Genomic DNA, 21,087 nt, shown 5'->3' with positions numbered 1-21,087 from the left:
CTCGGGCTTCTTGCTGTGTTGGTTGCAACTCTGGCGCTGGTGGCTGTGGGCGTGGAGCAGCTGCACACCACGGCGGCTCGCCAACAGCTCATCGCCGAGGCCACCCGCCACGCCCGCACCCTCTCGCAGATCGCGCCACGTGAGCGTACGCCCGCCCTGGTCGCGCTTGGCAACCAATCCGACGTGCTCTTCGCCGGTGATGTCGCCCCCGACGGGGCTCCGACAACCACCCCGAGCTTCGGGCGTTACGCCGGACGTCCGGCGCTCTTTGCCGAAGTATCGGGCGTGTGGGTGGTGCTCGATACCACCGAGGCACAGGCGCGCGCCGACGCCGGCCAGCGCGCCCTGCTCCTCTACCTGGGGCTGACGCTGCTTTTTACCATGCTGGTCGGCTATGCCTTCTTTTCCTTTGTGGTGATGCGCCCCTTGCGCGCCATTGGCGTGGCGACGCGGCGGGCCGCCGGCGGCGATCTGGCGAGCCCTATCAAAGTGCTGCCTCGCAATGAGTTCGGGGAGGTCGGTCGAAGTTTCAATCAGATGCTGCAAACACTTGACGCCCAGCGCGCCGAACTCCAGGAGCGCGTTGATGCGCTGGAGCGCGCTCACCTCGAACTTCGCCAGACCCAGAGCTCCCTTATCCGCTCCGAGAAGCTCGCCGGTATCGGCCAGCTTGCCGCCGGTGTGGCGCACGAGATCGGCAACCCGCTGGCCGCGGTGATGGGCTATGTCGATCTTCTGGGCGATCGCGACCTCGACGAGGAAAGCGCCGCCGAGGTCGTCGCGCGCACCCAATCCCAGCTCTCGCGTATGCGCGGGATCATCCGCCAGCTCCTCGACTACAGCCGCCCCGACCCTCACGCCGAACCCGAGGCCGTGGCGCTTCGACCGATCATCGAGGAGGCGCTTGAGCTCGCACGCCTAAGCCGCGGCGGCCGTCACTGCACACTCAAGCTGCACGCGCCCGACCCGCTTCGACCGGCCTACGCCGTCCCCGGGGAGCTCAGCCAGATCGTAGTTAACCTGCTCCTCAACGCCCTTGATGCCATGCGCCAGGCCGACATCGCCGAGCCTCACCTTCAGGTCGAGCTTCACCACACCGACGACGCACTGTGCATCGATATCCTCGACAACGGCCCGGGCATCCCGCCAGAACTTCGCGAGCGCATCTTTGAGCCCTTCTTCTCCACCCGAGAGCCCGGCGAGGGCACGGGGCTGGGGCTTGCTATCGCGCTGCGTCTGGCTGAGCGCGTCGGTGGCACATTAACCCTGGGCCAACGCCTGCTGGACGGCCACATCAGCGGTGCCCACTTCCAACTTCGACTTCAGCCGGCCGGGGATTGACCGTCTCGCCATGCCAGCCCTATCGTTTCAGCCACATCTCACCCAACGACTCCAACGCCCACCGAGCCTCGCCCATGAATGAGCTGCGCGTTCTGATCATCGACGATGAAGAGAGCATCCGACACATGCTCTCAATGACGCTGCGCAAAGAAGGCTGCACGCTGCGCGCGGTCGAACACGGCGAAGATGGCCTCAAGGAGCTCATCGCCAACCGCTACGACGTGGTCTTATGCGATGTGCGCATGCCGAGGATGGGCGGACTGGAACTGCTCGACGAGTTGCGCAGCCGCCAGATCGAGACGATGGTCATCGTCATGAGCGCGTTTGGAAACCGTGAGCTGGCCATCGAGGCACTCAAGCGCGGCGCCTACGACTATATCGACAAGCCTTTTACGCGTGACGAGATCGTGCTCACCCTGGCCAAGGCCAGGGAGCGGCTGCGGCTGCGTCGCGAAAACGAGGAGTTGCGCGCCCGGGTCACCAACCAGAAGGGGTTGGGTCGTCTCATTGGCCAGTCCGAGCCCATGCAACAGGTCTTCGCCACCCTGGAGCGCGTGGCCACCTTCAAGTCCACGGTGCTGCTCACCGGGGAGTCGGGCACCGGTAAAGAGCTCGCCGCGCGCGCCATTCACGAACTCTCCCCGCGCAGTGAGGGGCCCTTTGTGGCAATCAATTGCGGTGCGATCCCCGAGGCCCTCCTCGAAAGTGAACTTTTTGGCCATGTGCGCGGCGCCTTCACCGATGCCAGCAGCGATCACGAGGGGCTTTTTCTGGCGGCCAGCGGCGGGACGCTCTTTCTCGACGAGATCGCCGAGCTGCCCCTCCCCTTACAGGTGAAACTTCTGCGCGTGCTCCAGGAGGGCGAGGTGCGACGTGTGGGCGACACAAAGAGCGTGCCGATCGATGTGAGGATTGTCGCCGCCTCCCTGCACGATATGGCAAAACGCGTCGACGAGGGGCTCTTTCGCGAAGATCTCTTCTACCGCATCAACGTCATCGCGCTGCGGCTGCCGGCGTTGCGAGAGCGCCCCGACGATATCCCCCTGCTGGTGCGTCACTTCATCGAGGAGCAGAACCAGCGCCAGGGAACTTCAGTGCGCGGGGTTGAAGCCCAGGCTCTGGAGGTGCTCACCCGCTACGCCTGGCCGGGCAACGTGCGCGAGCTCTACAACGCCATGGAGCGCGGCGTGGTGATGAGCGTCTCGGAGCAGATCACCCTGGAGGATCTTCCTCCCCAGCTGCGGCAGGCCCAGAGCCCGCTGCAAGCCGTGCTCAGCAGCGACGAGCTCTCCATCAAAAAACTCTCCGCCGAGCTTGAGCGCGTCCTCATCACCCGGGCGCTTGCGCGCACCGAAGGAAACCGAAGCGCCGCGGCGCGCCTGCTGGAGATCAGCCACCGCGCCCTGCTCTACAAGCTCAAAGACTACGCCATCGACACCTAAGCCACTGAAATCATTACACTTTCCTGCTCAGGCAAGACGGTAGAGCTTGAAGCCAAACGCCGGATTAGAGAGCTTGAGGTTCAGGTGCTGGTCGAGCACAAAGCCACCCAGGTTAAACTCCCCGGGTGCCTGCTCGGCGACGTCGCAGCTGGCGAGCGCTCCCATCGCCTGATCGTACGCCCGGATGATGGCGGCGTCATCCAGGGAGTCGAGACGCGCCTCGACAACGTCCTGATAATGACGGGCGTAGATGTCTAAAAAGATCCCGCCGATGCTCTCGGCGTTACCCAGAGTGCGCCGGTAGATCTCGGGCATAAAGCGCTCCGCGTCGACCCCGCAGACCTCGCTGGAGAAGGTGAAGAAGTCATCCAGGTAGGGCTCAAGCCCCGTATCGCCCACAGCGCGCAGCACAAAGTAGGTGGCCTTAAGATGCTGGATGATATGGTCGCGGGCCATCGGCTTGACCAGGTGCTCGTTGAGCAAGCGCAAGAGCGGGCGCTCGCTTCGCTCGCTCACCGCCCTCCAGCGCCGCGGCGGGATCATCCCCATCAGATAGGCGCGTCCCCGGGTCAGCTCCACCTTCTGCGCCACCTGACGCCAGGGCTCCACCTCGGAGGGCTCCCGGGTGTAGAGGTGCATCGCAATGCCTGCACGCTCCTGCAACGTCGCAAAGATCGCCGGCGCATGCACATCCTCGCGCAACCGCTCGGCCGAGAGCTCCGCCTTGAGCACATCGACCACCTCGGCACGGAGCGCCTGCCGACGGCGGATGCCCATGCGCAGGATCATATCCTCGTAAAAGATCTGACGATCGTTGGAGATCCTCGTCTCCGCGTTGGCCGGAAAGAGCTGCAGGAGCAACTTCACCTGGCCGAAACTTCCGGCAGCGAACTTCTGCTCGACCAGCCGTGCCAGCGGATCGACACGCTGCTCCACGCCGCGCGCCTGCGCCACGATCTGGGTCCAGAGGTCGGCGGCGACCAGCAGCTCTGCCACGTCGAGTTGGCAGGAAAGTGGAAGACGATCGTTGTCGAGGAGCACCGCCAGAAGCACCCGCGCCCCGTGCAACATCTCGGGCTCATCCAGGTGCACCGGCCAACTTACACCGGGCTGAGCGCGCACCTGCGGCACCTCGAACTCCGCGGTGTCATCCAGCGCGCTGACAAAGCCCGCGGGCGCATCCGCGTTGGAGGAGACGACGGCCACCTCCCCGGTCTCATCGAGGCCCGTCGGCGCAATGGCGTCCTCCTCCCCAAGAACGACCTCGCCCACCACCGAACTCTCATCGAGCGTCTCAAAGGCCTCCGAGTCCTCCTCCGCATCGAGGCAGACCTCGCCCACCACCGAGCTCTCGTCGAGCGTCTCAAAGGCCTCGGACTCTTCGTCGCTCGCGGTCGAAGCGGCCCCGGGAACCGGGGGCGCAGGCGGCCCGCCTACGGGAATGGGCGGAAGGGTCATCTCCGGCGGGGGGGGGGGGCGTGTGCCTGGGGGTAGAGCCGTCGCTGAGCGGCCCCTCCAACGCCTCAAAACGCGTGGGAAACATCGCCATGAGCGCCGCCGCGGCGATCTCAAGCACCGGATCGCTCTGGGGATACAGCTCCAGGCGCGCGCGCACTCGCGGACGCACCTCATCCAGGAGAAGATCCAGGTACGAGCCTCCGTCGAGTTGCTCGGCCATCTGCTGCAGATGCGGATGATCGATATCCCGCGACAGTTCGCCGGTGTGCCGAAAACGTTTAAAAAGTTGCTTGAGCATGGCCGTCCCCATCCCGGGCGGGGGTTGAGCCGCGGGCTGCGTACCGGGCTCCCAGATCACGTGCACTGGCAGGCCGCATACGCACCGGCAACATGGGCAGCGCCGGTGGACGTCAGGCTCAGCCGGGGGTCGCCGTAGACCTCATTCACACCCTCAAAAAGTCCCACAATAAAGGGGGCGTCGCAAGCGTTTTCCCGTCCCTCAGGGGGCTCCCGAATAGCTATGGCCTTCGCCGGTGATCTGACGCACGTAGACGCCGAAATCAAAGCCAGGGGAGTGCTCCTCAACATGGCAGCTCGCGCAGGCCTCTTCGGTAGGCTTGCGCAAAATATGCTGAGGCGTCCCGCTGGCATCCAGAGGCTGAAGGCGATGCTGGGAGCCAGGGCCGTGGCAGCTCTCGCAGCCGACGTTATTAAGATCTTTGGTAAAGGTCGTGCCGCCCAGCTCCGCCTCGTAAGTGATCTTTCCGAGCACGCTGCCTCCGGGCTCTTCCCAGCCGACCACGTGGCAACCGATGCAGCTCTGGTCAAACGCCTTATTGCGCTCCTCCAGCGTGGCCACCGCCGCGGCATGATCGGTGCCTTTCCAGAACTCATGAGCCTGCACGTGGCAGGTCGCACACTGAGCGGTACCGATGTAGAAAGGCTGCCCCTCTTCCACCGGGACGACCTCCCGTTCCACGTCGGCGTTGAGACGCGCCAGATCGGCGTTGTAGTCCTCGCGGGCCTTCTCGATGGCGTCGTCCAGGCGGTAGCCCGGCTCCATATCCACGAGTTCAAAGAGGAACGCCCGCCCCTGCTCGGGAATCTCAAATCCCTGACGCTCCAGACGAGCAAGCTCTTCTTTGAGCCCGTCGACCCGCTCCTGAAGACGTTTGCGAAGCGGAGTCTCCTCCCCGCCGGTGCGCACGTCGAGCAAGCTGATGTTGCCCTCCACATGCTCGATCTGAGTTCGCAGCGCCTCGCGCTCTTCGGCACTGACCGAGCGGGCGTCTTCAAACGCACCTTCCGCCTCCAACCCATAGAGCTTGAGGCGGCCCACGTAGCGTCCCTGGTCGTAGGCTTCAAGCAAGAAGGTGTCCCCGTCGAGCGCCACCGCGTCGACGCGCTTTTCGGGATCATGCCCCTGAATCACAAAATCGATACCCGCGAGCGCAGCCAGTTCTTCAGCTCGATCGGGCGAACCCTGGTATACGAGCACCGTGGCGTCGACGTCGGGAAGTTGGCCCAGGGCCTCGCGCAGCGCCACTTCTTCGTCACGCGCTTCAACCTGCTCGATCGTCTCCACCAGCGCCGGCTGGGTCAGCCCGATAAAGCCCACCTTCCATGCACCCAACTCAGCGATGTGAGTGGCCTTCGGCGTTGTCTCCTGCAGCTGGAGGTTGGCCGAGAGCGGCATCATGCCGGCCTGGTTCATCTTCTCCAGGTAGAAGTCCACCCCCAGGGCCAGGTCGCGGGAGCCGGGCACCGAGAAGAGCGTGCCCATCGATTTATGTGCGGCAGCGAGCACATCGGCCTTCGCGCGCTCCTGGGGCTCCATATGAGGCTCGATCGTGTCATACTCCAGGAGCCAGTCGCCGCCGTCGATCATCAACGCCTCGGGGTGCAACGCGCGTGAGTCGCTCACGAAAGCGGTGATGCGATCGATGCCTCCGAGCAACACATCGGCCGTGCAACCGCAGGGCTCGGTGTAGCCTTTGAGTCCGGTGGTAAAGTAGATCGCCGGCGCCTTCGGCCCCAGATCGGAGGGCTCGATAAGCTCCACCGGATCGTCCTTCTCGGTGATGGTCTCATCCTCGGGGACTTCGGCCTGCACCTCCGACGTTGCCTTATCGTCCGGGGTGGGCTCGCGCTCACAGGCGCTGAGCAGCAACGCGGTGGTTGAGAGGAGCGCGCAGAGCGTCCATCGAGCGGGGAATGCCATCGTCACCATCATCGGTCCATAAGTCGGGGCAGGTTATGTTGTTCCCAGGCCATGGCCTCGGCGTAGCGCGGAAAACGCGCCTCCATCTCGCGAAAGCGCGGGGTGTGCACCACGCGCCGGGTCGCCGTCTGACGGGGCGGAAAAAGCGCGTGGAGCAGCTCATGATACACCACGAACTCCACAAAATAATCCGGCACCCAGGGCTGGTCGAGCACCGGGTGAATGCGGATCAGGCGGCGATCGAAGTCGAAGCTACCAAAGCGAATCGAACGCCGGCCCCGGCCATAGCGCCCCCAGGTGATGACGATATCAGCGAGTTCTTCGACAGGAAAACGCGCTCGCCAGCGATCGAGCATCGCCTGAAGGTCATGGATTTGACCGCGAGCCTGCAGTTGATCCTCGTCGACATCAAAGCGGATGGTGTCGCGGTTTCGCGCGATATAATCGCGGATGGTAGCCCGAGCCTCATCGAGCTCCTCGGCGCGAAGGGCCAGACGGGCCAGCGCTTCGATGACCTCCGCCTCACAGCCCACGAACATATGGTGGGCGCGAAGTTCGATGCGCGTGCCAATACGGCGCGCGCTGACCATACGGCGGCGGTTGTCGGTGAGCACGAGCACCACCGCGCCCAGGTGGTCTTCCAGCGCCTTATGCAGCGCCTGCGCCTCCGGTACCGAGAGGCGCAACCCGGCGGGCAGCTCGCCAAGCACGAGCTGCCCGCGTCGGGGCCGACCACCTTTTTTATCCTTCCATAGATTTTGCTGCGACATCCCTGACTCGCACGTGCTTGCTCCGGGGTGAACTCAGGCCTTGTTGGAGGCAGCCAACGCCTCGATCTCGGCCAGGCTCTTCTCTAACGTCGCCAGTTCTTCCTGATATGCCGCCAACTTTTCGCGTTCTTTCGCGACGATGGCTTCCGGCGCTTTGGCGACGAACTTCTCGTTACCGAGCTTTTTGGAGACAAACCCGATGTCATCGCGCACCCGATCGAGCTCTTTGGAGATGCGAGCGCGCTCTTCCTCGATATCGATCAGCCCGGCAAGCGGGATGCGGATATCGACGCCGGCGGCCACCGCGGTAGCTGCAGCGCTGATCGCGTCGCCCTGCTCGCGGCCAATCACGCTGACGGCATCGACGCGAGCCTGGCGCTGGATGTAGGCCGCACCGGCCTCGATGATGCGAGCCTGGGCGGGATCTTCCGTCACAAAGAAGACCTCTTCGATGGTCTGCCCGGGCTTGACGTTGGTCTCACCGCGGATGGCGCGGATGGCGGTGATGAGCTCGATGAGCGTCTCCATGGAGGCCCGCTCATCGGCGAAGGCAAGCTCCGGGCGCGCTTTGGGCCAGGTGCTCACCATCACGCTCTCGGGGCCACCTTCACCGCGCGGCAACGACTGCCAGATGTCCTCGGTGATGTAGGGGGCGATCGGGTGCATCAGGCGCAGGATCACATCGAGCGTATACAAAAGCACCCCGCGCGTGGCGTTACCCCGCGCGGCAAACTCCTCACCGTCCTCATACAATGTGGGCTTGATCAGTTCGATGTACCAGTCGCAGAAGGCCCCCCAGACGAAGTGGTAGAGCTCCTGGGCGGCCTCATTGAAGCGGAAGCCCTCCAGCGCGCTCTCCACCGCTTCGATGGTGTCGTTGAGGCGCGCAAGAATCCACTTATCCGCGGTGGAGATCGCCGAGAGGTCAAAGGGAGGCTCGCCCTGCTGCCAGTCCCCATCGAAGGTGGTGTAGGCGGCGGGCTCAAAGTCTTTGAGGTTCATCAGGGCAAAACGCGCCCCGTTCCACAGCTTGTTGAGGAAGGCGCGGTAGCCCTCGATGCGCTTGATATCAAGTTTCACATCGCGGCCCTGCGCCGCATAGATCGCAAGCGTAAAGCGCAGCGCGTCTGCCCCCTGCGGGTCGACCCCTTCGGGGTACTGACGCAAGAGCTCGGCGTGAATGGTCGGGTCAAGCTCCTCGGCCTTTGCCCCGTAGATCATATGCAGCGGGTCGATGACGTTGCCGCTGGTCTTCGACATCTTGCGCCCTTCGGCGTCGCGCACCATCGCGTGCAAAAAGACCTTCTCAAAGGGCACCTCACCCATGAAGTGAATGCCCATCATCATCATGCGGGCCACCCAGAAGAAAAGGATGTCGAAGCCCGTCTCGAGCACCTGGGTGGTGTAGAACTTCTCAAGCTCCGGGGTCTTCTCCGGCCAGCCCAGGGTCGAGAAGGGCCACAGGGCGCTTGAGAACCAGGTATCGAGCACGTCTTCATCGCGCTTGATGTCGGTGCTGCCGCAGGCGGTGCAGGCGGTGGGATCTTCGCGGGTGACAATGACTTCGTCACACTCCTGACAGTACCAGGCCGGAATCTGGTGGCCCCACCACAGCTGGCGGCTGATGCACCAGTCACGGATGTTGTACATGAAGTGGTCGTAGGTCTTCTTCCAGACCTCCGGGATGATCTCGGTCTGACCGTTCTCCACGGCCTCAATCGCCGGGTCGGCCAGGGGCTTGCCTTTGACGAACCACTGCAACATCGGGAGCGGCTCGACGATCACGCCGGTGCGCGAGCTTCGGCCGGGGGCAAAGGGGCGATCTTCGATCTTCTCCAGCAGGCCGAGCTCCTCAAAACGCTTAATGACGAGCTTGCGGGCCTCATAGCGATCCAGTCCCACGAAGTCTTCCGGGGCCGGCGCGATCATCGTCGCGTCGAAGCCGATGACCTGAATCAGCTCCAGATCGTGGCGCTTTCCGCACTCGAAGTCGTTGGGATCGTGGGCCGGGGTGACCTTGACGGCGCCGGTGCCCTTCTCGGGGTCGGGAAGTTCGGTATCGGCGATGATCGGGATCTGTCGACCGACGATAGGAAGATCGATCATCTTGCCGATCATCGAGGCGTAGCGTTCATCGTCGGGGTGCACGGCCACCGCGCTATCCCCGAGCATCGTCTCGGGGCGCGTGGTGCCCACCACGATGTGCCCGGAGCCGTCGGCCAGCGGGTAGCGCATGTACCAGAACTTGCCGGGCTCCTCCTCGCGGTCGACCTCAAGATCCGAAAGCACCGTCTGGCCGACCGGGTCCCAGTCGACCATGCGTTCTGCGCGGTAGATCAGGTCCTCTTCAAAGAGGGTCACAAAGGCCTCACGCACCGCCTTGCTCAAGCCCTCATCAAGGGTAAAGCGCTCACGCTCCCAGTCGCAGGAGGCGCCCATATGCTTGAGCTGGTCGATGATGCGACCGCCATGCTCACGCTTCCACTCCCAGACCCGCTCGATGAACGCCTCACGACCGAGCGCATGACGGTCGGTGCCCTCGCTGGCGAGCTGGCGCTCGACCATGACCTGGGTGGCGATGCCAGCGTGGTCGGTTCCGGGCAACCACAGTGCCTCGTAGCCCTGCATACGCTTCCAGCGGATCAGCAGATCCTGCAGCGTCACAAAGAGGGCATGACCCATGTGCAGGCTTCCGGTGACGTTGGGCGGCGGAATCATGATCGTGTAGGGCGGCTTCTCGCTGTGGGCGTCGGCCTTGAAGAAGCCCTTTTCGGTCCAGAACTCGTACCAGTCGGATTCCACCCGGGTCGGGTCGTAGGTCTCATCGACTTTCATGAAGCGCACTCACTGGCTGTGGAAATTCGTTCACATTAACATCGAGCGATTCTTGGCGTTCTCTTCTTAGTCGCAGCCCGGGCGTCCAGCAAGGGAGAGCGGCGAGAGTTTCACCCGGCGGGTTCTGCGGGGAGAGAGACGTTGGCCGGAGAAGGCGACTTCCGGTCAGGCGGCGGCGCCAGGACGCGGTGCAAAAAAAAGGCCCGAGGCTCTCTCAAGCCTCGGGCCAAATGCGTCACCAGAAGCGGCAGTCGCCTGCCTTACTCCTCGCTGAGCAGTCGCTCGAGCTCCATGCGTACCTGGCGGGAGATCCGCTCGGAGAGCTGGGCGTCGAGGGTTTCCTGGATCTTGTCATCGCTGTGCTGAAGGAGCTTCGGGAGCACCTTCTGCTGGAAGACCTCACCCATGACGTTTCGCAAGAGGCCGGGGAGCTCATCGCGCACCGCGTTTTTGACCTCTTCGCGAATGAAGTTCTCAATCTCGGCGCGTCCCATCGGGAGCGGACTCACCCCCGAGCCAGACGCTGCACCCGGCATCGGAGTGGTCGCCGGCGAGGGCTGGCGGGAGGACGCATTGACGTCAGGCGTGGCGATGCGCGGCTGGCTCCCGGAGGGGATGCGCGGCTGACTGCCGGAGGGCGTGCGCGGCGGCGTAGCCGAGGGGATACGCGGCTGGCTTCCGGTGTTCATCGGCTGGCGCTGCGGAGCGGCCGGAGGCATGGGCGTGGCGTCGGGTTGCGCAAAGGGGCGCGCCGGAGTCTGGGGAGGTTGCGGTGCCGCGACCGGAGCCGGCGGGAGCGCAGGTGCTTCAGCTGGCTGGCTGACCGCCTGATCGATGGCCTTGATCAGGTCATCGGTCTTAAAGGGCTTCATCACCACCTGCGATGCGCCGCAGTCTCGGGCCATCTGGGCGTCGAAGCTCTTGTAGGCACCGCCGAGCATAATCACCGGGATGGCGCTGGTCGCCGCGTTATTCTTGAGCGCGCGACAGACGTCGTAGCCGCTGCCATCGGGCATGTAGTAATCGAGCAAGATCACCGAGGGACGCTGCTGCGCCGCCTCCACGGCTTCGCGCGCGCTCCCGACACCGACGACGTCGTAGGTCGAGGCTTTGAGCGCCATCTGGACCACTTTACGGATCGTGCGGCTGTCATCGGCGACGAGGACCGTCTGGCTCATGCAATCTCCTTCCAGGACGCTGAAAACTCGCGGACTTTCGCCCGGACCAGCTTCTTTCTTACTACGGTCATAAGGGAGACGCCAGTAAAGAGCTGTGGACCAGGACTCTTTTGACGCCGCCATCCCGACATCGGGGGCCTGCGCGAGGCGGACGACCTGCGGTACAGGGGGTAAATCTACCGCTCTGATCGCTAACACGCACCGGCGTAAGGGGTCAAGGCGGCCAGAACCCGCGCCCGCGCGCCCGGTACGACGCCGCGACGCTGGCGTCATGACGCGTTGACGCAGTGCATAATCGAGCTTGAAAGGGTCGGCCGCCAAAGCCATCATACATGAAGGTAAGCCGGGGGCGTGGACGCCCCCATTTTGCCGTCTTCGTCCCTGTCGCTCTATCGCCCGGTCTGCGATGACACCCCCTCAATCACTGAGTCCCGGCGCGATCCTTGCCGATCGCTTCGCCATCGAAGCTCGTCTGGGCGCAGGTGGTTATGGCGAGGTCTACGCTGCGCGCGACAGCCACGGCCCCCGTCAGGTCGCGCTGAAGATTCTGCATCATGAAGCCACCGCCAACGACCCCAGAGCGGTGGTGCGCATGCGTCAGGAGGCGGAGTTTTTACGCGCAATCGATCACCCTCATATCGTCAGGGTGTTTGAAGTCGTCCACGACCCGACCTTTGGCGAGTTTCTGGTCATGGAACGCGTCGAGGGTCAGGGGCTTAACGCCCTGATCGCCGCGCAGGGGCCGCTGTCCTCGGAGCGCGTGCTGCGCGTCGGCACCCAGCTCTTAAGCGCCCTGGATGGTGCGCATACCGTGGGCATTCTGCACCGCGATCTCAAACCCGAAAACATCCTCATCGGAAAGGATGAGCGGGGCGACGATCACGTCAAGCTGGTGGATTTTGGCATTGCCAAGGGCTCGAACATCCTCAACGCCGAGCCCGACGAGGGCGTCACACTGGTGAAGACCCGCGTCAACAGTTTTGTGGGCACCTCCCGCTATGCCGCCCCCGAGATGATGGTTGGCGATCCGCTCGAGCCCAGCGCGGATATCTTCTGCGTGGGACTGGTCCTCTTTGAGGCGCTCACCGGTGAGGCGCTCGTCAAGGGGGCGACGCGCAATGCCTTGATGCAGGAGCTTGTCTTTCCCCGGCCTTTCGATCTTTCTGCCGCGCCAGACATCTGGCGTCCCTGGCTTGAGAAGGCGCTGGAGAAGTCCCCCTCGCGTCGCTTTCAAAGCTGTGAAGAGGCGCTTGATGCGCTGGCGGAGGCCTTTGGCTCCCTGAATGCGATGCTTCCCGACGAGGCTTCCATTACCCTGGAGCCGGCGCTGGAGTTGGCCGAAGACGATCTTCTCACGCGCTCGCTGGAGGCACCCGCCCACACACTCTTCTCCGATGACGCGCTCCGCGCGTCCTTAGAGCGGGCGGCCAGCGCCGAGCCCGGAGCGTCTCCCCTGCCGACGGCCACATCCCTACCGCCGGAGCTGGACCCGGAGGAGATCGCTGAGACCAACCAGTGGGAGTCGCTCGATATCGACTACGCCGCGCTGGCCGAGCGGCGCCAGCGGGCTGAAACACCCCGGGCTCAGCTCGCCCCCCCCTCTCCAGGCCCGTCGCCGCCTCCGGCGGCGCGGGAGCAGGGGTTTGGGCCCATGACATTTATCTCTGTGGCACTGCTGACTTTTCTGATTGTGCTGGCGATCTTTTTCGCCCTGAGCTCGGGAGGCCCGCTGTGAAGCTGGCGTTAATCTCCACCAACCGAAATCTCTACTCCACGCGTCGCCTCTGGGAGGCCGCCCGAAAGGCCGGCCATGACGTGCGATTCTTACACCCGCGCCGTTGCACCACCGGGGTCGACCTCAAGGGCACTCTGATCAGCACCGACGGGCTGCGCATGGAGGGGTTCGACGCCGCCATCCCACGTTTCGGGGCCTCGCAGACACGCGCCGGGCTGGTACTTCTCGATCTTTTACAGGCGCGAGGCGTGGTCACACTCAATACCAGCGCAGCAATCGAGCGCTGTCGCGACAAGCTCCGCTCGATACAACATCTCGCCATTGCCGGCCTTCCCGTGCCGCCGACGGTGAGTCTCTACGACGCGGAGCGTCTCGACGAGACCGTCGACCAGCTCGGCGGGCTGCCGATCATCATCAAACTCATCAAGGGCTCTCACGGCGTGGGGGTGATACGCTGCGATACGATCGAGACGCTTCGCTCCACGGTGGAAACGTTGTGGTCACTTAACGAAGAGGTGCTCCTGCAGCGTTACATCGGAGAGAGCGCCGGCAAAGATCTGCGCGTCTTCGTCGTCGCCGGAGAGGTTGTCGGTGCGATGGAGCGTCGCGCCGGCCCGGGCGAGTTTCGGGCGAACCTGCATCGCGGTGGTTCGGCGCAGGCCGTTGACTTAAGTGACGAGCTGCGCGAGATCGCTCTGAGGGCCACCGAGGCCCTGGGTCTGGGGATCGCCGGCGTCGACCTCCTGATGAGCGCCTACGGACCTCTGATTCTCGAGGTTAATGCCTCCCCCGGCCTGGAAGGCATTGAGGCCGCCACCGGCAAAGACATCGCCCGCCAGATCATCCGCGCGACCACCGCGCTGAGCTCCAGCTAAGCCTTACGCCCCCTCCCATCGAGTTCACGATGCATGCTTACACGCTCTCTCGTCTCCTCTTTCTGTCACTCCTGCCGGCGATGATGCTCCTTATGGCCGGCTGCAAGAACGCGCGCCTGGCCCCGCCGCTGAGCGAGGAGGAAGTCACCGAACTCACCGAAGACCAGCCCGAGGTCTTTGTGCCCCGAGGCGGTGCCCTGGGTTTTGATCAGTTTGAAGCCCTCCACCTGGGCATGCCCCAGGAGGAGGCGCTGGCCGAACTGGAGCGCATCTGCGGCAAACTCGAAGTGTACGAGGGAGGCTGGCGCCATAAAGACGCTACGTTTCGCGGATGTGTGATCGAGAATGACGATGGCAGCCAGACGGTGATTCGCGGGGGCTTCTGGCCCTTTAATGACGACCGCCTCTCCACCCTGGAGTTGAAGTCGCGCAGTCTGACCCCGGGTCTTGTGCGGGCGCGATTCTCCCAGGTGGCCGGCCCCCTGGAAGAGGATCTTCCTCGCCGAGGTACTCTGATGATGGCCTCGGATCGCTATCGGCTTTTCGCAAACTGGGATGATGGAGGCCAGGGCCCTACCCACCTGACCATCGGCTACCAGTCGGATCTTTTCGACTGAGGGCCCCATGCTGGCACCGCGCGATCCTCCATGAGGTTATGCGGCGCCACACCTCGCGGGACGTTTCATACATCCCCGCAGACAAAAAGGCCGCCGGCGTTAACGCCAGCGGCCTTTTTGCGGCCTGTCACTCCTTCTCGCATATCAGCCGATCCCGACTGCTCGAAGTCCCCATTCCGCCAACGAGCCGGCGCCCGACATGACCAGCGCGGCCCCTAACGCCCAGCCGAAGCTGTCGATCGTGACCTTATCGGTGATCCCGTCGACGATCTTTAAGATGATCGCGTTGATGATCCATCGGGTGATAAAGGCCAGCAGCACCGCCAGCCCCAGGGTGCCGATGGCGAAGATCGTGAAGAAGAGCCACCCCAACAAAAAGTTGAGGACACCGAAGAGCGCCGCGACAACGATCGCGCTCCCAAAGCCTTTGATTCGAAAGCCGGGCAAGAGTAACGCGGTAACCCACACCGCGATCGTCAGGACCAGCCAGGAGAGTAAGATGCCCATCGCAAACCTCCGCAACTACGAGTACGTGGCCTGAATCGCGACTCGAATATCCGACATACTCGAAAGCGCCCAGGTGAGGCAAAGATGCCCACCCGAGCGCTCGCTTCAAGCCCTCTCCCGCGCCTCCCCGCCTTACTCCGGAGCCGATCCCACGGTCTCAATGGTGTAACGGTAGCCTTGCTCGGTCAAAAAGAGCTGGCGCTTGTTAGCGTACTCCTGCTCGGTGGTGTCCCGGGTCACCACCGAATAAAAGTGCGCCTCGTTGTTGCCCTCTTTCGGCCTCAGCACTCGCCCCAGCCGCTGGGCCTCCTCCTGACGACTGCCAAAGGTGCCGGAGACCTGAATGGCCACACTGGCGTCGGGCAGGTCGACGGCGAAGTTGGCCACCTTACTCACCACCAGCACCGGCACCTCCCCCTTGCGGAACTGCTCGTAGAGCACCTCGCGCTGGGGCTGCGGGGTGCGCCCGGTGATGATCGGGGCATCCAGGCGCTCGCTGATCTGATCGAGCTGATCGAGGTACTGCCCGATGATCAAGGTCTGCTCGCCACGGTGCTTCTCCAACAGCGTATCGAGCACCTTGAGCTTGGCCGGATTGGTCGCGGCGATCTTGTACTTCTGACGCTGCTCGGCCAGTGCGTATGCCATGCGCAGGTCATCATCCTCAAACTCCACCCGCACCTCGGCACACTCGGCCGTGGCGATAAAGCCCTTCTTCTCGAGCACCCGCCAGGGCACATCGTACTTCTTGGGGCCGATCAGACTGAAGACCTCTTCCTCTTTGCCGTCTTCGCGGACCAGCGTGGCGGTCAGCCCCAGACGGCGGCGGCTCTGCAGGTTGGCCACCGCGCGGAAGACCGGCGCCGGCAAGAGGTGAACCTCATCGTAGACGATCAACCCCCAGTTGGCCTGATTGAACACCTCGAAGTGTACAAATTCACTGTTCTTATTCCGACGGTAGGTCAGCAGCTGGTAGGTCGTGATCGTGATCGGCTTGATCTCTTTGACCTCGCCAGAATACTCCCCGACCAGCTCCGGATCGATGTCGGTCTTATCGATGATCTCATCACGCCACTGGCGCAACGCGGTGATGTTCGTCGTCAGAATCAGCGTCTGCGCCTGAACCGCCGCCATCGCCCCCAGCGCCACAATCGTCTTGCCGGCGCCACAGGGAAGCACGATCGCCCCGGAGCCGCCTTTGACCGTACCACCGGCCCAGAACGCCCCGACCGCCTCGCGCTGATAGTCGCGCAGCCCGAAGTCTTTGCCTCCCACCGTCGTCTCGCGGAGCGCCACTTCCAGGGGCTCGCCCTCGACGTAGCCCGCCAGGTCTTCAACCGGATAGCCTACGCGGATCAGCGCGTGTTTGATGACGCCACGCTGATCTTTGACGACCCTGAATCGCGTCGGGCTGACACGCCCGAGCAGGTAGGGTTTAACGGTGCGCTGGCGACTGATCTCTTCGAGGAGCGCATCGTCCTCGCTCTCCAGAAAGAGTTCATCGTCTTCGCCCACCAGCTTCAGCCGTCCGTAGCGACTCATGAAGTCGTCGATGTCGGCCAGGAGGTTCGAAGGCAGCGGGTACTTGCTGTACTCGGCCAACTTCCCCTTGATACCCTCGGGCTCGTAGCCCAGGGCGGCGGCGTTCCACAATGAAAGCGGTGAGACGCGGTAGGTGTGGATATGCTCCGGCGATTTGACGAGCTCAGCGAAGATGGAGAGCGCGTCGCGGGCCTCTTCGAACTTATCGTTCGCCGTCTCCAACAGGACTGTGCGGTCGGATTGAACGATGAGCGGATTATTCGGATCGTACGACATAGACCGTCGGGGCAAAGAGCGGGTGAGCGGGCGGCGAAATCTTCAGGTTTAGCGGCGGGTTGTTGCCAGATTGAGGGCCGTAGAAGATGCCAACGCCCTCGGAGGGCAGCGGGCAACTTAGGCACGCCGCGCCCTTAACACAACCGCCAAACGAACGGAACCACCCGAGGTGGCATTCCCCCCACCCATTCCCAATCGACGCATGACCTTCCCCATGATGAGCCTTACGCGATGATCAACCCGCTGAAGTCGATCGAGATCAACCGCTACCGCCTCTGGCACCCGAAAGTCCCCCTCTCGCAAGAGGGCTATCGCATTGCGCAAATCAGCGATGTGCATCTGGGCCGCTGGGTCAAACCGAGACACATGGCGCAGGTCGTCGATTTTGTGAACCGCCAGTCCCCAGACCTGGTCGCGCTGACCGGGGATTACGTCGGTTACAGCCGCCACGATCTGATGCCGGCGGTAGAGACCCTGGCCAGGCTCAACGCGCCCACCTACGCTGTGTTGGGAAACCACGACCACTGGACCTGCACTGACACTGCCCATGAGGCGTTTTCTCGCTTTGATATCCCACTGCTTATCAATGAAAACCGCATCATAGAAAGCGCGATGGGACCGATTGAGCTGGTGGGCGTCGACGATCATGTCACCCAACGATCCGACGTCAACCAGGCGTTCTCCGCGATCGACGGCACTCCCTTTTGCCTGACCTTGAATCACGTGCCTTCGCTGGCACCGGAGCTGGCTGCGCGTGGTGCGCACCTGATCTTAAGCGGACACACCCACGGCTACCAGTTCAACATCCCCGGGGTCACCCACCGCATCGCCCAGAAGTTAGGGGCGCGCTACCACGTGGGGGCGTATTTTCTCGACGGGGCCTACCTCTACATCAACCGTGGGCTGGGCTCGGCCTCCTGGCCCTGGCGCATCGGAGCGGCACCGGAGCTGACCTTCTTTGAGCTGGCACACTCCAGCCGCCCGCGCCTGGAGCTGATTCATACCGAGACCATGGGTGTACATCACCGATGACTTCGACTGCCCTTGTTTGACCGGAAGCGACCCTGGGTGGCCTACCCGGGTCGACCACCCATGATAGGCGACAGCTTCCAGGGGCGACCGCTTCATTCGTAGCTGGTTTCTTCGGTCTTGTCGTTCGTGGCTGGCTTCTTCGGTCTCACAGGATGAGTGCACGTCGGGAGGGATGCGGTTGGCGCGGTGCACGAGCCCCAAGGTGCCTGGCCGAAGACCGTAGGGCCGATCCAGAGCCATAAAATGACTCGGCCTCAGAGTCGAGCGGGCGTCATTCTGGATGGAGCTCAGAGTTGACCCAGGGTCGTTCCCAGATCGACCCAGGGTCACCTTCCTGATTGACCAAGGGTCGTTCCCAGATTGACCCAGGGTCGCCTTCCTGATTGACCAAGGGTCGTTCCCAGATTGACCCAGGGCTGCATGAATCGGCTTGGTTATGCCCTATACCGACGTTACGTTCCGAACGCGTCGTCGTAAAAAACGTCCGGAAGCATCATCCTCTGAACGATGTCGGCATACAGATATCGCGTGCCTCCTGGTGGGCGTAGCGCGCCCACCGATGCCTCAAAAACACGGTTCTCCGGAACCGCCAGGGGGCATTGTCCCTTGAGCCAGGGTCACTTCCAGATTGACCCAGGGTCGCACGAAACGTGCGTGACTATGCCATGATTCGACGTTGCGCCCGAAAAATGCGCGCATGACCGGGAACCCGGGTGCGTCATTTCTCGCCGGGCGAGGTCGGCATGCTGAAGTAGCATGCCCCCCGGGGAACATGCCTCAAGCACGCGGCTTAGTCGCCGACGACCTCAAAGTTTGCTTCGGCTCGTGGGTCCACGCTGCGGTCGACCACGGCCTGCGCACGAAGGCTCCAGGTGGCGCCGTCTTCGCTAAGCACGGCATCTTCAGGAATGAGCACTTCTATGGGCACCACAAACTCATGTCCGCCGGGAAGATGAGTGTTGTGGGCGACTTCGGCACGCTGGTCATAATCCTGCCACTGCCCCTCGCGTTGGACCTGCCCACGGAGGCTGATGGAAATATGAGTGAGTTCGCGCTCTCCCGACTCCGGGGAACGGACCCGGGCTTCGGCGTGAATAGCCTCTCCAGGTCGAACCCGTGCCTCTTCCACTTCGAGCAGGAACTCCAGATCACTGCCGGTAATTTTGTTGAGCCGGGTTCCCAGAAAACGAAGCGTCTCACTGAGTTTGATCTTTGCCACGTCTTTCTCCTGCGCTCTGAATGCGCGACCACAGCGGAGCACCGCCACCATCATCCAAGGATCTCTACGAAGGTGGTAGCACAGCCGGTCGAGCGCTTCCAAGCCTGGCGCAGCGTGCACGAACGTGAAGGATGGCCTGAGAGCGTCGAGTACGTACTCACAGGGTCGGAGCTCATCACGGGTGTGCTCGGATGTGACACCGAGGGGCCGTCCGACGAGCATCAATATGCCATAGAGCTGCCTTCAAGCGACCCTCGGTCGACCGAAAAATGACCCAGGGTCACCTGTTCCGCAGCGAAAAATGCCCCAGGGACAACTGTCCCGTACGACTGTAACCGCCCCCCCGGGATTAAGCGAAGTCGGTGCCCCGCAAGGCTCATACGCCCGTTGAGCCAGCGCCAGGTGGCCATGCATTCAATCTCGGAGTCTCCGAGAGGCACCCCAGACACATCTTACGACATTTCACGGCGTGGGCCCGACGTAGTTAACATTGGACTTAAAGGTCACGTATGCGCCCTTGCCCAACTCCAGACGGATACCCTGAGCCATCCGGCCGTGGCAGTCCAATCCGTTGAGATGAATGGCTTCATCGAAACGATCGAACTCGCAGCGGTAGCGCCCCGGCGGCATGACAAGGTTTACACGGCCTTCATCGATGCGCACTACCAGCAACTCGGGCCTGTCTGCCATGATCACATCGATGCGTCCTCGGCCCAACCCTAACTCCACGTGCCGTGCGGTAATATGTTTGCCCACGATCGAGCCCTGCCCTACCGTAGCGCGCACCTCCGAGCCCAGGTGGTAAAGCCCCAGATTGCCCTGCTGCATCGCCACATCTACCAGTGTCGACTTTGCCAGCGCCAGGTCATACCGAGCACGACACTCCCCGCTACGCTCGCAGCTCGCCACAACGTCAACGCGATCGCCATCCTGCGCCTCCCCAAGCTCACGGTAGGCGTCGCCTGACTGAGTCCATCGATCAATGACCGCACCGCTCGTCTGGTCGGAGCCGAAGACGTGAACCTCATTGCGTTCTACGTTGACGGAAACCCGGGCGACGCGACTCTCAAAGACGCGGCGGGCCATCTCTTCTTGCCCGGATCCGCATCCCACCAACACCAGCACGGTCGCACACGCAAATCCCCCCCTTGCCAGCCATCGCGTCTGTCGCATTCTTCCCCCCTCAGCAAATCTCCACCGGTCTCGGTCTTAACCCACAAGCAGCGCGAGTGTCGGCCATGTGGCTGCGTCACCCCTCACCCACCTAAATGTCAACCCGTATGCGGTCATGGCTACCGCGTTCACGTAGACGCCAGTCTCGAGCCGAAGAAACAGCGGCTTTCTCGAAGACGTAGAATGCCCCGCGACAACCCGTCCCAGGCGTAGCAACCGAGGGGCGTGTGAAATCCAATTCGCAACCCGACCGTCAGTCAGGACCCTCGCGTCAGTCAGGACCCTCGGTCATCTACAAAACAACCGAGGGTTGCCTCAAAGCACGACCGTCGGTCATCTACAAAATAACCGAGGGTCGCCTCAAAGCACGTATTCATGCGGGGATCGCGACGTTTCTCGTGAGCAACGCCTGGCAATCACTACGCACGACCACCGTTGAATGGAGTGTGATGGGAGGAAACGGCTGTCTGATAATCCATGTTGCGCGGTCTCAGGTCAGCCCGTCGGCATGATGCCGGTGATACGTCACGTGTGTGGCCGCCTAACACGACCTCAACGCGCCAGGCCGGGCAGAGCCAGGCCCCCACGCGTCTTCAGCGCGAACTCGGCACTCCCGGGCGTATCGTCCGAACCGCGTAAGCGGTCCACGCTCGCCAGCGCTTTCTAAAGGAGCGAAGCCTCGCTGATACGCGTGATTTCGGGAATGTTTGAAGAGGCCTACGGCATCTGAAATCCAGGCACAACGTCTTCGCCCTCTTCGCCGAAAAGAACATTTAACGACTTATCCGGCCAGTGCGTCGACCCCGGTCGCGCTGTCCGAGCTGTGGGGCACGTAATTCGCCGCCAGTCCCGCCTCCCAGGGGTCG

The 21,087-nt window shown here is 63.0% G+C and carries 16 protein-coding genes; 6 read left to right on the top strand and 10 right to left on the bottom strand.

Features of this window, described 5'->3' with window-relative positions:
- Positions 1 to 15 precede the first annotated feature (15 nt).
- Together EA187_RS00080 and EA187_RS00075 are read left to right on the top strand one after the other, a co-directional pair.
- The gene (locus tag EA187_RS00080) at positions 16 to 1,341 is read left to right on the top strand and encodes a sensor histidine kinase (RefSeq protein ID WP_164855853.1); all 1,326 of its coding nucleotides are present in this window, start codon (positions 16 to 18) and stop codon (positions 1,339 to 1,341) included.
- A 74-nt stretch (positions 1,342 to 1,415) separates the two neighbouring features.
- Entirely contained in the window at positions 1,416 to 2,783 is a 1,368-nt protein-coding gene (locus EA187_RS00075) for a sigma-54-dependent transcriptional regulator (protein ID WP_127778765.1), read from the top strand.
- Between the two features lie 27 nt (positions 2,784 to 2,810).
- On the opposite strand, the gene EA187_RS00070 is transcribed toward EA187_RS00075, so the two are convergent.
- The 6 genes from EA187_RS00070 to EA187_RS00045 all read right to left on the bottom strand — a co-directional run bounded on the left by EA187_RS00070 (position 2,811) and on the right by EA187_RS00045 (position 11,245).
- Positions 2,811 to 4,241 carry a hypothetical protein gene (locus EA187_RS00070; protein WP_127778764.1) on the bottom strand — a complete coding sequence of 477 codons (1,431 nt, stop codon included), beginning with the start codon at positions 4,239 to 4,241 and terminating at the stop codon, positions 2,811 to 2,813.
- A complete protein-coding gene (locus tag EA187_RS00065; protein WP_127778763.1) occupies positions 4,147 to 4,539 on the bottom strand; it encodes a hypothetical protein in 393 nt (130 codons plus the stop codon). The genes EA187_RS00070 and EA187_RS00065 overlap by 95 nt, the downstream gene beginning before the upstream one ends.
- 201 nt (positions 4,540 to 4,740) lie before the next feature.
- A complete protein-coding gene (locus tag EA187_RS00060) occupies positions 4,741 to 6,462 on the bottom strand; it encodes a multiheme c-type cytochrome (RefSeq protein ID WP_164855852.1) in 1,722 nt (573 codons plus the stop codon).
- Positions 6,463 to 6,470: 8 nt separating this feature from the next.
- Complete coding sequence (locus tag EA187_RS00055; protein ID WP_127778761.1) at positions 6,471 to 7,232, bottom strand: M48 family metallopeptidase; 762 nt, start codon at positions 7,230 to 7,232, stop codon at positions 6,471 to 6,473.
- A gap of 33 nt (positions 7,233 to 7,265) precedes the next feature.
- On the bottom strand, positions 7,266 to 10,067 hold the full coding sequence (locus EA187_RS00050) for a valine--tRNA ligase (protein ID WP_206524139.1): 2,802 nt from the start codon (positions 10,065 to 10,067) through the stop codon (positions 7,266 to 7,268).
- A 260-nt stretch (positions 10,068 to 10,327) separates the two neighbouring features.
- Entirely contained in the window at positions 10,328 to 11,245 is a 918-nt protein-coding gene (locus EA187_RS00045) for a response regulator (protein WP_164855851.1), read from the bottom strand.
- A gap of 406 nt (positions 11,246 to 11,651) precedes the next feature.
- Here EA187_RS00045 and EA187_RS00040 point away from each other — a divergent pair, with 406 nt between their 5' ends.
- The 3 genes from EA187_RS00040 to EA187_RS00030 are packed head-to-tail and all read left to right on the top strand — an operon-like array spanning position 11,652 to position 14,472.
- The gene (locus tag EA187_RS00040) at positions 11,652 to 12,980 is read left to right on the top strand and encodes a serine/threonine-protein kinase (protein WP_127778759.1); all 1,329 of its coding nucleotides are present in this window, start codon (positions 11,652 to 11,654) and stop codon (positions 12,978 to 12,980) included.
- Entirely contained in the window at positions 12,977 to 13,855 is an 879-nt protein-coding gene (locus EA187_RS00035; RefSeq protein ID WP_164855850.1) for an ATP-grasp domain-containing protein, read from the top strand. The genes EA187_RS00040 and EA187_RS00035 overlap by 4 nt, the downstream gene beginning before the upstream one ends.
- A 29-nt stretch (positions 13,856 to 13,884) precedes the next feature.
- Positions 13,885 to 14,472: a hypothetical protein gene (locus EA187_RS00030; RefSeq protein WP_127778757.1), complete on the top strand. Its 588-nt coding sequence runs from the start codon at positions 13,885 to 13,887 to the stop codon at positions 14,470 to 14,472.
- Between the two features lie 144 nt (positions 14,473 to 14,616).
- On the opposite strand, the gene EA187_RS00025 is transcribed toward EA187_RS00030, so the two are convergent.
- Together EA187_RS00025 and EA187_RS00020 are read right to left on the bottom strand one after the other, a co-directional pair.
- On the bottom strand, positions 14,617 to 14,979 hold the full coding sequence (locus EA187_RS00025; protein WP_127778756.1) for a phage holin family protein: 363 nt from the start codon (positions 14,977 to 14,979) through the stop codon (positions 14,617 to 14,619).
- Positions 14,980 to 15,111: 132 nt separating this feature from the next.
- On the bottom strand, positions 15,112 to 16,797 hold the full coding sequence (locus EA187_RS00020; protein ID WP_115603539.1) for a DNA repair helicase XPB: 1,686 nt from the start codon (positions 16,795 to 16,797) through the stop codon (positions 15,112 to 15,114).
- A 231-nt stretch (positions 16,798 to 17,028) separates the two neighbouring features.
- Between EA187_RS00020 and EA187_RS00015 the strand changes: the two genes are divergently transcribed.
- Complete coding sequence (locus EA187_RS00015; RefSeq protein WP_115603540.1) at positions 17,029 to 17,829, top strand: metallophosphoesterase; 801 nt, start codon at positions 17,029 to 17,031, stop codon at positions 17,827 to 17,829.
- A 790-nt stretch (positions 17,830 to 18,619) separates the two neighbouring features.
- On the opposite strand, the gene EA187_RS00010 is transcribed toward EA187_RS00015, so the two are convergent.
- Both EA187_RS00010 and EA187_RS00005 read right to left on the bottom strand, forming a co-directional pair.
- Positions 18,620 to 19,048: a sporulation protein gene (locus EA187_RS00010; RefSeq protein WP_164855849.1), complete on the bottom strand. Its 429-nt coding sequence runs from the start codon at positions 19,046 to 19,048 to the stop codon at positions 18,620 to 18,622.
- A 462-nt stretch (positions 19,049 to 19,510) separates the two neighbouring features.
- A complete protein-coding gene (locus EA187_RS00005) occupies positions 19,511 to 20,221 on the bottom strand; it encodes a hypothetical protein (RefSeq protein WP_115603542.1) in 711 nt (236 codons plus the stop codon).
- Between the last annotated feature and the right edge of the window lie 866 nt (positions 20,222 to 21,087).

Origin of the sequence: Lujinxingia sediminis, from assembly GCF_004005565.1 — a bacterium.
GTDB classification, from domain to species: domain Bacteria; phylum Myxococcota_A; class Bradymonadia; order Bradymonadales; family Bradymonadaceae; genus Lujinxingia; species Lujinxingia sediminis.
The sequence above is the reverse complement of the archived record's forward strand: the minus strand, read 5'-3'. Positions and strand labels throughout refer to the sequence as shown.

Excerpts from the sequence above, each read along its gene's own strand:
- EA187_RS00075 (WP_127778765.1), top strand. The coding sequence starts at position 1,416 with ATGAATGAGCTGCGCGTTCTGATCATCGACGATGAAGAGAGCATCCGA.
- EA187_RS00070 (WP_127778764.1), bottom strand. The coding sequence starts at position 4,241 with ATGACCCTTCCGCCCATTCCCGTAGGCGGGCCGCCTGCGCCCCCGGTT.
- EA187_RS00065 (WP_127778763.1), bottom strand. The coding sequence starts at position 4,539 with ATGCTCAAGCAACTTTTTAAACGTTTTCGGCACACCGGCGAACTGTCG.
- EA187_RS00060 (WP_164855852.1), bottom strand. The coding sequence starts at position 6,462 with ATGGCATTCCCCGCTCGATGGACGCTCTGCGCGCTCCTCTCAACCACC.
- EA187_RS00055 (WP_127778761.1), bottom strand. The coding sequence starts at position 7,232 with ATGTCGCAGCAAAATCTATGGAAGGATAAAAAAGGTGGTCGGCCCCGA.
- EA187_RS00050 (WP_206524139.1), bottom strand. The coding sequence starts at position 10,067 with ATGAAAGTCGATGAGACCTACGACCCGACCCGGGTGGAATCCGACTGG.
- EA187_RS00045 (WP_164855851.1), bottom strand. The coding sequence starts at position 11,245 with ATGAGCCAGACGGTCCTCGTCGCCGATGACAGCCGCACGATCCGTAAA.
- EA187_RS00040 (WP_127778759.1), top strand. The coding sequence starts at position 11,652 with ATGACACCCCCTCAATCACTGAGTCCCGGCGCGATCCTTGCCGATCGC.
- EA187_RS00030 (WP_127778757.1), top strand. The coding sequence starts at position 13,885 with ATGCATGCTTACACGCTCTCTCGTCTCCTCTTTCTGTCACTCCTGCCG.
- EA187_RS00025 (WP_127778756.1), bottom strand. The coding sequence starts at position 14,979 with ATGGGCATCTTACTCTCCTGGCTGGTCCTGACGATCGCGGTGTGGGTT.
- EA187_RS00020 (WP_115603539.1), bottom strand. The coding sequence starts at position 16,797 with ATGTCGTACGATCCGAATAATCCGCTCATCGTTCAATCCGACCGCACA.
- EA187_RS00015 (WP_115603540.1), top strand. The coding sequence starts at position 17,029 with ATGATCAACCCGCTGAAGTCGATCGAGATCAACCGCTACCGCCTCTGG.
- EA187_RS00005 (WP_115603542.1), bottom strand. The coding sequence starts at position 20,221 with ATGCGACAGACGCGATGGCTGGCAAGGGGGGGATTTGCGTGTGCGACC.